Origin of the sequence: Hydrogenoanaerobacterium sp. (genome assembly GCF_032017025.1) — a bacterium.
Taxonomy (GTDB): domain Bacteria; phylum Bacillota; class Clostridia; order Oscillospirales; family Ruminococcaceae; genus Hydrogenoanaerobacterium.
On sequence record NZ_DALZQO010000023.1, the window covers coordinates 19,980 to 33,106 of the forward strand.

The following is a 13,127-nucleotide window of genomic DNA, read 5'->3' on the forward strand; positions in this document are numbered from 1 at the left end:
CAGAACGGAGGTTATGAATGGGGAGACTTTTTGGAACTGACGGTGCGCGTGGCGTAGCCAACCAAGATTTAAACGTACAGCTTGCAATGGATATCGCCAAAGCGGCGGGCATGATTTTAAAGCGTGAAAAGGGCGGTAAACCCACCTTTGTGGTGGGGAAGGATACCCGAATTTCAGGTGATATGCTGGAAAGTGCGATGGCTGCGGGTTTAACCGCTGTGGGCGCAGATGTTATTTTGCTGGGAGTAGTGCCTACCCCTGCAGTGGCATATTTGGTAAAGGAGCTGGGCGCAGACGCGGGCATTATGCTCACCGCAAGCCATAATCCTTTTGAGTTCAACGGCATCAAAATCTTCAACGCACAGGGTTTCAAACTTTCGGACGCAGATGAAGAAGAGATCGAAGCGATTGTTCTCGATCAGGCGGAGGAAATTGAATACGCTGCTGCCGATGAAATTGGCAGAGTAACCGATGACCGCTACAAGGTCAGCCTTTATGTGCAGCACATCAAAAACACTGTTTCCGGCCGTTTGAGCAACCTCAAAGTGGTACTCGATTGCTCCAACGGCAGTGCAAGCCGTACCGCAGCAAGCATCTTTGCCGATATGGGGGTGCAGCTTACGATTCTCAATGCCAACCCCAACGGCGTCAACGTGAATTTGGATTGCGGCTCGATGCATGTAGAGCGTCTTGCGCAATATGTAAAAGCCAACCATTTCGATGTGGGCTTGGCATTTGACGGCGACGCCGACCGTTGCCTTGCAGTGGATAGCGAAGGCACTGTGATTGATGGAGATATTATGATCTCTATTTTTGCAAAGCAGATGAAAGACTGCGGTACACTCAAAGGCGATTCGATGGTTGGCACCGTGATGTCCAACCTCGGTTTCTTCCGTTTTGGCGAGGCAAACGGCATTACCGTGCATGCCACCAAGGTGGGCGACCGCTATGTGCTCGAAAAGATGCTGGAAGAAGGCTATCAAATCGGCGGTGAGCAGAGCGGGCATATCATCTTTTTAGAGCATATGACAACCGGAGATGGTCAGCTTTCGGGCTTACAACTGCTGGATGTCATCTCACGTACCGGCAAGCCGCTCTCTGAGCTGAAAAATATTATGACGAAATACCCGCAGGTTTCGGTCAACGTACATGCGGGAAAAGAACAAAAAGAAAAGCTGCCCGATGCAAAGCCTGTTTGGGACAGCATTGACACTTATACAAAAGAGCTTGAGGGCAATGGCAGAATACTGGTCCGCCCGTCCGGTACCGAGCCGCTCATCCGTGTTATGGTAGAGGGTGCAGACATAGCGCAGATCAATGAGATTGCAAACTCCATTGCAAAACAGATAGAGGAGACACTATGAGAATAGCCGGAAACTGGAAAGATTACGAAATTATCGACACCTCCGGCGGAGAAAAACTGGAGCGCTGGGGCGATGTACTGCTCATCCGCCCCGACCCCCAGATCATTTGGGATACCCCTAAAACCTGCCCCGACTGGAACAAAGCCAACGCGCGTTATCTCCGCTCGTCCTCGGGCGGGGGTACGTGGGAAGAATACAGCATGAAGAAAAAACAGTGGAACATTCGCTACAAAAACCTCACCTTTCAGGTAAGCCCCACCGGTTTTAAGCACACAGGGCTGTTCCCCGAGCAGGCAGTAAACTGGGATTTCTTTATGGACAAGATTCAAAAAGCAGGCAGACCCATTAAGGTGCTGAACCTGTTTGCCTACACCGGCGGTGCAACCCTTGCATGTGCGGCGGCGGGTGCGCAGGTGTGCCATGTCGATGCATCCAAGGGTATGGTGAACTGGGCGCGTGAGAACGCAAAGCTTTCGGGGCTTGAGGGCAAACCGATTCGCTGGATTGTGGATGATTGCCAGAAATTTGTGGAGCGTGAAATTCGCCGCGGCAACACCTACGATGCGGTGATTATGGACCCGCCGTCTTACGGCAGAGGCCCCGGCGGCGAGGTTTGGAAGCTGGAAGAACAGGTGTACAGCCTTGTGGATGTATGTTCGCAAGTGCTGTCGGACAACCCGCTGTTCTTCGTGCTCAACTCCTACACCACAGGTCTGCCTGCATCGGTAATGGAATATCTGCTGGGTGTTACCGTGGGCAAAAAGCATAAGGGCGAAGTTTCGTCCTCCGAAATCGGGCTGCCGGTGCGCGAAAGCGGCTATGCATTGCCTTGCGGCTCTACCGCAATTTGGCAGACGGCGGACTAGTACTGTTTGAACAGCTCAAATGGACATTCAGTTGTAAAAACACCCGAACCAACTGAAATAAGAACAATACAAACTGAAATAAATCCGACAATGACTTCCCACATACGGGGAGCATTGATCCCACAAAAGTAAGGAAAATGACTATGGAACCAATTATCAGCGCAAAGCATATCACATTTGCTTACCAAAGCTACGACGAGGGGAAGACGCGCAGCGTACTAAAGGACGTGTCTATCGATATTGAAAAAGGCAGCTTTGTGGCAGTACTCGGGCATAACGGCTCGGGCAAAAGTACACTGGCAAAACATTTTAATGCCATTTTGCTGCCGCAGGGCGGCACTGTGCTTGTCGAGGGCATCGACACTAAGGACGAGGAGCGCATCTACGACATTCGTCAGCGAGTGGGCATGGTGTTCCAAAACCCCGACAATCAAATTGTCGCCACCATTGTGGAGGAAGACGTAGCGTTTGCGCTGGAAAATCTGGGGGTTCCGCCGGCTGAGATTCGTAAACGTGTGGATGACGCGCTGAAAGCGGTACATATGTACGAATACCGCGAGCACGCACCGCATCAGCTTTCGGGCGGGCAAAAGCAGCGCATTGCCATTGCAGGCATTATCGCTATGCGCCCCGACTGCATTGTGCTCGACGAGCCCACCGCAATGCTCGACCCTCACGGCAGGCGGCAGGTGATGAAGACCATCCGTATGCTGGGTGAAACCTATGGTATCACCGTGGTGCTCATCACCCATTATATGGACGAGGCTGCAAAGTGCGACCGCGTTGTGGTGGTAGATGACGGGCAGATTATTCTGGACGGTACACCCAAAGAGGTGTTCAGCCATGTGCAGGTGCTGAAGGATGTTGGGCTGGATGTGCCGCAGGCAACTGAGCTGGTGTTTGAACTGCGAAAGGCGGGCTATAACATCCCGCAGGATATCATCTCGGAGGAAGAATGCATCGAGGCTGTAGAAAAGCTACTGGAGGAAAACCATGTCCATCATTAAAACGGAACATTTGACCTATACTTACTCAATGGGCACGCCGTTTCAAAAGACGGCGATTGAGGACATCAACCTTGAAATTGAAGAGGGCGAGTTTGTCGGCGTTATCGGGCATACCGGCTCGGGCAAAAGTACGCTGATTCAGCACTTCAACGGCCTGGTAAAACCCACCTCCGGCAAGGTGTACATCGACGGTGAAGATATCTGGGGCACGGGCGCGGATATTCGCGCGGTACGCTTTAAGGCGGGTTTGGTATTCCAGTACCCCGAATACCAGCTGTTTGAAGAAACAGTCTATAAAGATATTGCGTTCGGCCCAAAGAACATGAAGCTGGACGAAACCGAAATTGATAAGCGTGTGCGCGAAGCCGCTGCGTTTGTGGGGCTCAAAGAGCACCATTTTGAAAAAAGCCCGTTCGAGCTTTCGGGCGGGCAGAAACGCCGTGTTGCCATTGCAGGCGTTCTGGCAATGCGCCCCAAACTGCTGATTTTAGACGAGCCCACAGCAGGGCTTGACCCAAAGGGGCGCGAACAGATTTTAGGGCAGATTCGTGAGTACCACGAGCAGGAGAAAAACACCGTGCTGCTGGTATCGCACAGCATGGAGGACGTGGCAAAATACACCAAAAAAGTGCTGGTAATGAACCAGGCGAAAGTGTTTTTATACGACGATGTGGAAAAAGTATTTGCGCATGCGGATGAGATAAGCCGCATGGGGCTTGCAGTACCGCAGATTTCCCGCATCTTTATGGGGCTTGCCGGCAACGGTTACCCCGTACCCAACAATGTCTATACCGTGGAGCGGGCAAAGCAGATTCTGCTGCAAACACTGGCAAAAGGGGGGAAGGCCTAAATGTTAAAGGATATTACAATTGGGCAGTACTTTCCCGGCAAGTCGGCGCTGCACAGGCTCGACCCGCGCATGAAAATTGTGCTCACGCTCGCCTATGTGGTGCTGCTGTTTGTGGCAAGCAACATTTGGGGGCTGTTTGTGGGCGTGGCATTTTTGGTCATCGCTTATGGCGTTTCGCGCATCCCCCCGAGGATGATACTCAAAAGCTTAAAACCCGTGGTACCCATCATCCTCTTTACCGCTGTTTTGAACATGTTTTTCATCGAAGGTGAATCCATCTTCAAATGGTGGATCTTCAACATCACACGCGAGGGCGTAAACACCGCTATTTTAATGGCAGTGCGCATCATCTGCCTTATCGCAGGCACCTCGCTGCTCACCTATACCACCTCGCCCATAGCGCTTACCGATGGTATTGAGCGCCTGATGAGCCCTTTGAAAAAGCTAAAATTCCCCGTGCATGAGCTTGCCATGATGATGACCATCGCGCTGCGCTTTATCCCGACCTTGATCGAAGAAACCGATAAAATTATGAGTGCACAAAAGGCAAGAGGTGCAGATATGGAAAGCGGCGGGCTGATTCAGCGTGCAAAAGCGCTCATTCCGATTCTGATTCCGCTGTTTGTCTCGGCATTTCGCCGTGCAGATGAACTTGCCCTCGCTATGGAGTGCCGCTGCTACCGCGGTGGAGACGGCAGAACCAGAATGAAGCAGCTTAAAATGCAAGCGGTGGACTTTGTATGCGCTGCGTTTGTTGCGCTGTGCATTGCAGGCGTGTTTGCAATTAATATTTTGCTATGAGAAACATTAAATTAACCATTTGTTATCTGGGTACCAACTACCACGGCTTTCAGGTGCAGAGCAACGGAATTACGATATGCGAAGCGGTGCAAGACGCGATTGAGCGCGTGCTTGGCAAGCGGTATGACGTAAAGGGCTGCTCGCGCACCGACGCGGGTGTGCATGCAAATAGGTACTGCCTTAATTTTCGTGCCGAAACCGAAATGCCCCTGTGGAGCATAAAAAAGGCGCTGAACGCCGTGCTGCCCGATGACATTGCTGTGCGCTGTGCCGAGGACGTACCGGAGGATTTTCACGCCCGTTATTGCTGCAAGGGCAAACGCTATGTGTATAAAATATGGAACAGCGATGCAAAAAACCCGTTTTTGCAAGGACTTGCGTACCACTATTTTCGCACCATTGATGTTGTACAGGCGCAGGCTGTATGCAACCTGTTTGTGGGTACGCACGATTTCGCGGCGTTTTGCGGCGGCAAGAACACGCAGGAGAATACGGTGCGCACCATCACAGCCTGCGGCATTTGCAGAAGCGGCGACCTCGTCGAGTTCTATGTGGAGGGCGACGGGTTTCTTTATAATATGGTGCGTATTTTGGTAGGTACAGTAATTGCCGTAAGCGAAAATCGACTGAATTTACAGGATATTCCGCGTATTATGGAACAGGGTGTACGCAGGGTGGAGTGTAAAACCATGTCGGCATGCGGGCTGTATCTGGATGAAGTATTTTACGAATGAGTCAGCGGAGGTTAAGTATGACAGAGCTTACAGATATCGATAAAATACGAAAAAAGCGGCGCAGAAAAGTTTTGCTGGGGCGTATTCTGCTGCTGGTTTTGCTTACCTGCGTTGGAATAGGGTTGTATGCCCTAAAGGATGAGGTCAACACCATCGGTATTACCGATTATGTGCAGGATATGATCGCGGGTTGGGGCTCGGGTGACGGCTATCCGCTGGATTTTCCGGGGGAGCAGGTGCGGGGCACCTATCATATTGGTAGCAACCTTGCGGTGCTTACCGACTCCAACCTGTACATATACAACGCGAACGGCAAAGGGGTTCGCAGCATCCAACATAAATACTCCAACCCTGTCGTAAAAATTGGCGGAGGGCGCATTCTTATTTACGACCGCGGCGGAAAAAAGCTGCGGGTTGAGACGTTGGCACGTACCGTCAGCCAAAAAGAGTTTGAATATCCCATCTACGCGGGGGATATTTCAAAACGTGGCGAGGTGGCAGTGGCAACCTCGGCACAGCGCTACGTGGCGCAGATGACGGTGTACGACAACCAGCTTAGCGAGCCTGCAAAATTCACATGGCTTTCTGCCGACAATTACATTACCGCGCTCAACTTTTCGCACGATGGCAAGGGCATTGCCGCAGCCGCCGTAAGCGCCCGCGAGGGTGACTTGCTTTCGTCGGTGCATTTGTTCCGTTTTAACCAGAAAGATAAAACCGGTTCGCAGGAATTTGTGGGAGAGCTCATCCATTCGATCGACAGCACTTCGCATGGGGTGAATGTTATCACCGACCGCAGAGCGGTTCAGCTATCCACAAGCGGTGCGATTACGCAGGAATATCACTATCAGCACGAGACTCTGATGAGCTTTGACCACAATAGTGCCGGCTACACCGCATTGATGTTTGGCGATTACCGCGAAGATAAAACCAGCGACCTTGTTGTTTTGGGTGCAGATGGCATTAAGGCTTGGGGACAGCAGATATCATCCCACACCGAGCTGATGAACCTCGGCGACAGCCGTGTAAGCATTGTGGTGGATGGCCAACTGCAAAGCTTTGACCTGTCGGGTAAGGCTGTAAAGAGCGAAGCGCTTTCGTTTGAGCCGCTTGCTATGGAAACGGTTGATGCCAGCGCCTACATTATTACCCCCGATACAATTGAAAAGGTTACGCTTAATTAGAAAATTTGAATTTACACTGAAACTGTGTTATATTGTTGGGGTTAGAATCGTTCTATTAAAAGAACACATGATCAGCGGGAAAGGAAAGTGGAATGATCGAATTTCTGCCATATCTCTACGACATACTAGCGGTAATTTTACTGCTTTACTATATTTATGTTTCATCACGCCGCGGCTTTGCCGCTACTGTGGTAAGTTTTATCGGGTATGTAGCGGCGCTTACAGCCGCATGGGCACTTTCCAAAATGGTGGCCCCCGCTTTGTTTGATACTTTTTTTCGCTCAGGGCTGGTGGAACGCGTGCACGGTGTTCTTGACGAACTGCCTGGGGGTATGGAGTTTGCCGAAACCGCGGCGAGCCTGCTGGCAGCACTGCCCGCGTATATCGGCGGAATGCTGAACATTGGCGGTTACAACGCCAGTGAGCTTTCACAGCTACTCAGCGAGTACAGCTCGAATACCGCTGAGCTGGTGGTAGACAAGGTGTTTGCCCCTGCAATCATCGGCATGCTTACCATGGTTTTGTTTATCGTATTCTTCTCGGTACTAATGGTAGTTGTGCGCAGCTTGACGCGCTTTTTCTACAGTGTAAACCGTGTTCCGCTCATTGGGCCGCTCAATTCTATTCTCGGCGGTATCATGGGGCTTTTTACCGGCGTGGTCAGTTTATATGTAATTATTGTAATTTTGCAGCTTGTCTTAACGCTTACCAACGATTCCCTCCATTTCTTAAACAGGGGTCTGCTCGAGCAAACCTATACCTATCGGTTGTTTTTGCGGCTTAATCCCTTCGAGCTTTTAAATCATTTCGGTAATTTCTAATTACCGTCGGCTTACAGCTGTGTATTTTTTGATATGCGAAGGAGTACAAGGAGTATGAATATTCCCAATATGTTATCTGTTTTTCGAATTGCGCTGATACCGGTTTTTGGGTATGTGTATCTGAATGCGAATGAGCAGCCGTGGTTTTATATTGCAGCACTGATCTTGCTTATCTCCGGTATTACTGATTTTCTGGATGGTGTTATTGCGCGCAAGTTTAATATGATTACACAGCTTGGCAAAATTCTTGATCCGCTTGCAGATAAGCTGACACAGGCTGCGGTATGCATTCTGCTGGGGGTTCGCTACCCCGAGTTCTGGGTGATTCTGGCACTGTTTATTATAAAAGAGTTGATTATGCTGGCGGCGGGGCTGAAGCTTTATCGCCGCGATAAAAGGCTGGATGGCTCAAAATGGTTTGGTAAGCTTTATACAGTGGTGTTCTATGTGGTGATGCTGATGATCATCGGGTTCCCCAACCTCAAAACACAGCTGGTATTTGGCCTGCTTGTGGTAATGGCGATGTTTATGCTGTTTGCATTTTTAATGTACATTCCGGTATTTATAAAATTAAATAAAAAGAAAGAGTAGTACAAATCTTACGAAAAAAGTATATATTGATAAATATACAAAATTTTTGTCATAATGCGTTCATAACAACACAGTATACTAGAATGGAAATGTTGCAATGACATTTTGATACAGAATAATACTCAAGCACTAAGAGATTAATGAGGTGTGTAGTACTTTTATGAATAATATGATGTGTACCAGATGCAAAAAAAGGGTTGCAGTCGTCTACATGACCCGTATGGAGGGCGACAAAACCATAAATGAGGGGCTTTGCCTGCAATGTGCAAAGGAACTTGGTATTAAGCCCATCAACGACCTGGTGGAGAAGATGGGCCTTTCTGAGGACGATATGGCGCAGATGGATGACCAGCTGATGGAAATGATGAACCCCGACGGTGATGAAAACTTTGAGATGGGCGGCGCACAGCCATTCCCGTTTTTACAAAATTTGTTCGGCGGGCAGCCGGCAAACAACCCGGATCCACAGGACGATGCTCCGCCCCGTGAGCGTGGTAAAAAAGAGAAAAAGGAAAAAGAGAAAAAGCGTAAATATCTTGACCAATATACCGAAAATCTTACCCAAAAGGCTGCGGACGGAAAGGTGGATTTGATTGTCGGAAGAGATAATGAGATTTACCGCGTCATCCAAATTCTTAACCGCCGCACCAAGAACAACGCCTGCCTCATCGGCGAGCCGGGTGTGGGTAAAACTGCAATTGCTGAGGGCATTGCACAGCGTATTGTGAATGGCGATGTCCCCCCAAAAATGCTCGGTAAAGAGCTGCACCTGCTTGACCTCACCGGCCTGGTTGCCGGCACGCAGTTCCGTGGGCAGTTTGAGAGCCGTATGAAAGGGCTTGTCGAAGAGGTTCGTGAAGCGGGCAATATCATTCTGTTTATCGATGAGGTGCACAACCTTGTGGGGGTGGGCGATTCCGAGGGCAGTATGAATGCCGCGAACATTCTAAAGCCTGCGCTTTCCAGAGGCGAAATTCAGGTGATTGGTGCCACTACCTTTGAGGAGTACCGCAAATACATTGAAAAAGACGCAGCACTGGAACGTCGTTTTCAACCGGTTACAGTCAACGAGCCGTCTATTGCCGATACCATTGCAGTACTCACGGGCATCAAAGGCTATTACGAGCGTTACCACCATGTCAAAGTGTCGGATGAAATTGTCCGCAGCGCTGTGGTGATGAGCGAGCGTTACATTACCGACCGTTTTCTACCCGATAAAGCAATCGACCTTCTGGATGAGGGCTGTTCCTGTGCCTCTTTGCGCAACAAGGAACTTGCCGAATTCGATACTCTGAACCTGAAATATGCGAAAATCAAGGAAGAAGAGACCCAGACCGAGCAAAATACCGAGGTTGACTATGAGAAGCTGGCGCAGATTAAAGCTGAGCTGATTCGCATTGACGATAGAATGAAAGAGCTGGAGCCTGCAGCGTTGGACGCTGCGGTAACTCACGAGGATTTGGCGCACGTGATCGAGCTTTGGACGGGCATCCCCGCCAGTAAGATTGAAGAGACCGAGCTCACCAAGGTGGCGCGGCTCGAGCCGATTCTCAAGAAAAAAATTATCGGGCAGGATGAGGCAGTTGAGCTTGTTTCAGCCGCAGTGCGCCGCTCGCGCGTACAGGTTACCGCAAAGCGCCGCCCCGCGTCGTTTATCTTTGTGGGGCCCACCGGTGTAGGTAAAACTGAGCTGGTCAAGGTGCTCTCTCAGGAGCTGTTCGATGCGGCAGACCCGCTGATTCGCTTGGATATGTCGGAGTTTATGGAGAAGCACTCCGTGTCGCGTATCGTGGGGTCACCGCCGGGTTACGTCGGTTACGACGAGGCAGGGCAGCTCACCGAAAAGGTGCGCCGCAAGCCATACTCGGTAGTGCTGTTTGATGAGATTGAAAAAGCGCACCCCGATGTTATGAATATCCTGCTGCAAATTCTTGACGAGGGCAGAATTACCGATGCTCACGGCAGAACCGTCTCGTTTGAGAACACCGTCATTATCATGACCTCAAACGCGGGCAGCGAGCGCCGTGAGGGGATTATGGGCTTTGAAAAGCGCCCCGGAGAGGTTGCGAAAGAGCGCGCCTACAAGTCGCTTTCTGAATTCTTACGCCCCGAATTCCTCGGCCGTGTGGATGAGATTGTGGTGTTCCGCCCACTGGATCAGAACGATTTCCAGAAGATTGCAGCTCTGATGCTGGATGAACTCACAGAGCCGCTGGCAGAAAAGGGGATTAAATTTATTTATGATGACAGCGTGCTTGCGTGGATTGCCGAAAAGGCTTACGGCAAGAAGAGCGGCGCAAGAGACCTGCGCAGAGTGATTCGCAAAAATGTAGAGGATAAAATCTGCAGTCTGCTTGTGGAGTGCCTGAACGCACCGCCTGCTGGCATACAGGTTACCACGCAGGACGGCGAAATGAAATTGTTAACGCTATAAGCATGTGATATGGGGGCATGGAATGCCATGTCCCCATAATTTTCATCAACTATAAAGTTTCCTCTTGACAAATCTCATTTTATTTGGTAAAATAAAATCCGTCGCTGAAAAGCAGATGCGGGTGTAGTTCAATGGTAGAATTCCAGCCTTCCAAGCTGGTCGCGTGGGTTCGATTCCCATCACCCGCTCCATTTATCCATAGGCGCCAGTAGCTCAGCCGGATAGAGCAACTGCCTTCTAAGCAGTAGGCCAGGGGTTCGAGTCCCTTCTGGCGCGCCAATATGGTGGGTATAGCGTAGTCGGTTAACGCGTCAGTTTGTGGCACTGAAGACCGTCGGTTCGAATCCGATTACCCACCCCATAACCAAAGAGTACAGATGAGCGATGCACTGGGTATTGCTCATCTGTATTCAAATACTGGGCTGTAGCCAAGCGGTAAGGCAACGGACTTTGACTCCGTCATCCCGCTGGTTCGAATCCAGCCAGCCCAACCAAAATAATGGCACTGATAAACTGCTGATGTGGTTTTTCGGTGCCATTATTTTTGAAATAGATATTAAGGCAAGGTCAGCCATCTCGATAACAGTTCCAATGCCATAACACATCGCGGCAATTTCCATGCGTATATGTTTGTAAAAAGGGCATGGGAGCGGAACGCCCATCAACGTTTTAAAGCACTTGCATATGAAATAAAGCTGTATGTATTAACAAAGACTAAAGATAATTCAGCACAACGACATATTACGGATTGAGTGGCTCTTTTAAGAATGAGGAGATAGAGTTGGTTGGATATCTGCAAGGAATGACTTGTAAATATTCAATGCTATCAAACAAATTATGAGGGCTACAATAAATGAAGGTAACAAAGAGGAACGACGAGGAGACAAAAATGAAGGAAGTAAAAGCATTGAATGTCCAGCTTTTGGGAAGTTGGATTGCAGGGGTAAGAGCATCACTTGGTCAGCGCATCCCTTCTGTTTTACAAGGGGGGAAGCTGCTGTGCTGAAATCGCAAAACTGGAAAACAAAATTTATTCTGCTATGGTCGGGGCAGGCGGTATCTATTTTAACCAGCTCTGTTTTACAGATGGCACTTGTATGGTATTTGACTGAGAAAACAGGCTCGGCAGCAATTCTTTCGTTTGCTACTTTGATAGGCTTTCTTCCACAAGCGATACTCGGGACATTTATAGGGGTATACATTGACCGTTACAACCGGAAGACAATCATGATCGTGTCCGACCTGCTGATTGCAGCAGCAAGCCTTGTTTTGGTAGTGGTAGGCTTTTGGAGAGATCTTCCAATCTGGATGATTATGGCAGTGCTGTTCATCCGTTCTATTGGTACGGCTTTTCATTATCCTTCACTGCAGGCTGTTACGCCACTGATTGTGCCGAAAGATCAACTAACCAAGTATGCCGGATATTCGCAAAGCTTTGAATCGGTTTCCATGGTGGCAAGTCCTGCAATCGCAGCGGTTTTGTTTGGCTTGTGGGATTTAAATATCATTGTTTTGCTTGATGTAGGCGGCGCGTTGTTTGCAGTATTGATGCTATGCATTGTAGCAATTCCCAATTTGCCGCGACAAAGCCATAGTACAGCACCTCATGTGATAAAAGAGGTAAAAGCTGGTCTTTCTATCCTCAAACAAGAAAAAGGCTTGACCTCACTTTTGGCAATTAGTGCTTTATATGCTGTGATTTATTTTCCAATCGGTACGCTCTATCCACTGATTACAATGACGTATTTTGGTGGAACTTTTGCTCAGTCGAGCCTAGTAGAAGTGGTCTTTTCGGTTGGTATGCTGCTGGGCTCTTTATTGCTGGGCATGTTTGGAGGCAAAATTAATAAAGCGAAGGCTATCTCAGGGTCAATAGCCTTGTACGGTGCCGGTGTAATGCTAACCGGGCTACTGCCGCCCACTGGATTGGCGGTTTTTGTTTTTCTCTCTGCTTTAATGGGCATTTCTGTTCCGTTCTATACGGGTGTTGAAACTTCAATTTTACAGATGAAAATTAAAGAAGAATACTTGGGAAGAGTGCTGTCGTTATCATCCAGTATCAGTATGGTAGCAATGCCGCTGGGTCTTGTGCTGTCCGGCACTTTTGCCGAAGTAATTGGTGTAGAAAAATGGTTCTTTATTTTAGGAGTGCTCACCCTGTTGCTTGCAGTTGTTTCAGCAATGATGCCATCGTTAAAACACTGTTGCGACAGCTGATTCATGGTTATCCGCCTGATGCTCGCAGATACTTTTACTTGAAGGAGTAACTTTAAAAAAATAAGACACTTGGTGCACGGTGTACCAAGTGTCTTATTTTTTATTTAGCTACAGCTAACAAACTTATAGTGTAAAACTGTTTTCACTTAATAGTTCTGTTACTTCATTTGAAGGTTTGCGGGTTTAGAACTAAACAAGTGGATACGAATGAAGATTGCTGCAATAAACCGAAAGGGGCTGCTGTCGGCGACAAAATGT

At 49.1% G+C, this 13,127-nt stretch carries 11 protein-coding genes and 4 tRNA genes; all 15 read left to right on the forward strand.

Annotated elements, in window-relative coordinates; genetic code table 11:
• Positions 1-17 precede the first annotated feature (17 nt).
• The 15 genes from glmM to RTV33_RS12640 all read left to right on the forward strand — a co-directional run bounded on the left by glmM (position 18) and on the right by RTV33_RS12640 (position 12,869).
• Positions 18-1,364 (forward strand): phosphoglucosamine mutase, encoded by a 1,347-nt coding sequence (glmM, locus tag RTV33_RS12570; protein WP_312644758.1) that lies wholly within the window; start codon positions 18-20, stop codon positions 1,362-1,364.
• Positions 1,361-2,230 carry a class I SAM-dependent methyltransferase gene (locus tag RTV33_RS12575; protein ID WP_312644760.1) on the forward strand — a complete coding sequence of 290 codons (870 nt, stop codon included), beginning with the start codon at positions 1,361-1,363 and terminating at the stop codon, positions 2,228-2,230. Before glmM ends, RTV33_RS12575 begins: the two co-directional genes overlap by 4 nt.
• Before the next feature lie 143 nt (positions 2,231-2,373).
• Complete coding sequence (locus RTV33_RS12580; protein ID WP_312644762.1) at positions 2,374-3,237, forward strand: energy-coupling factor transporter ATPase; 864 nt, start codon at positions 2,374-2,376, stop codon at positions 3,235-3,237.
• Complete coding sequence (locus RTV33_RS12585) at positions 3,224-4,087, forward strand: energy-coupling factor transporter ATPase (protein ID WP_312644764.1); 864 nt, start codon at positions 3,224-3,226, stop codon at positions 4,085-4,087. Before RTV33_RS12580 ends, RTV33_RS12585 begins: the two co-directional genes overlap by 14 nt.
• Positions 4,088-4,888, forward strand: a complete 801-nt coding sequence (locus RTV33_RS12590) for an energy-coupling factor transporter transmembrane component T (RefSeq protein WP_312644766.1) — start codon at positions 4,088-4,090, stop codon at positions 4,886-4,888.
• The gene (gene truA / locus RTV33_RS12595) at positions 4,885-5,622 is read left to right on the forward strand and encodes a tRNA pseudouridine(38-40) synthase TruA (protein WP_312644768.1); all 738 of its coding nucleotides are present in this window, start codon (positions 4,885-4,887) and stop codon (positions 5,620-5,622) included. The genes RTV33_RS12590 and truA overlap by 4 nt, the downstream gene beginning before the upstream one ends.
• Positions 5,623-5,639: 17 nt before the next feature.
• The gene (locus RTV33_RS12600) at positions 5,640-6,806 is read left to right on the forward strand and encodes a DUF5711 family protein (RefSeq protein ID WP_312644770.1); all 1,167 of its coding nucleotides are present in this window, start codon (positions 5,640-5,642) and stop codon (positions 6,804-6,806) included.
• Positions 6,807-6,898: 92 nt separating this feature from the next.
• On the forward strand, positions 6,899-7,627 hold the full coding sequence (locus tag RTV33_RS12605) for a CvpA family protein (protein ID WP_312644773.1): 729 nt from the start codon (positions 6,899-6,901) through the stop codon (positions 7,625-7,627).
• A gap of 54 nt (positions 7,628-7,681) precedes the next feature.
• A complete protein-coding gene (locus RTV33_RS12610; protein ID WP_312644775.1) occupies positions 7,682-8,218 on the forward strand; it encodes a CDP-alcohol phosphatidyltransferase family protein in 537 nt (178 codons plus the stop codon).
• A gap of 169 nt (positions 8,219-8,387) precedes the next feature.
• Entirely contained in the window at positions 8,388-10,652 is a 2,265-nt protein-coding gene (locus RTV33_RS12615) for an ATP-dependent Clp protease ATP-binding subunit (RefSeq protein ID WP_312644815.1), read from the forward strand.
• A 117-nt stretch (positions 10,653-10,769) separates the two neighbouring features.
• A tRNA-Gly gene (locus tag RTV33_RS12620) sits at positions 10,770-10,843 on the forward strand.
• 11 nt (positions 10,844-10,854) lie between these two features.
• Positions 10,855-10,931 (forward strand) — tRNA-Arg (locus tag RTV33_RS12625).
• A 5-nt stretch (positions 10,932-10,936) separates the two neighbouring features.
• A tRNA-His gene (locus RTV33_RS12630) sits at positions 10,937-11,013 on the forward strand.
• Positions 11,014-11,070: 57 nt separating this feature from the next.
• Positions 11,071-11,146, forward strand: a tRNA-Gln gene (locus tag RTV33_RS12635).
• Positions 11,147-11,651: 505 nt separating this feature from the next.
• Positions 11,652-12,869, forward strand: a complete 1,218-nt coding sequence (locus RTV33_RS12640) for an MFS transporter (RefSeq protein WP_312644817.1) — start codon at positions 11,652-11,654, stop codon at positions 12,867-12,869.
• Positions 12,870-13,127: the final 258 nt, after the last annotated feature.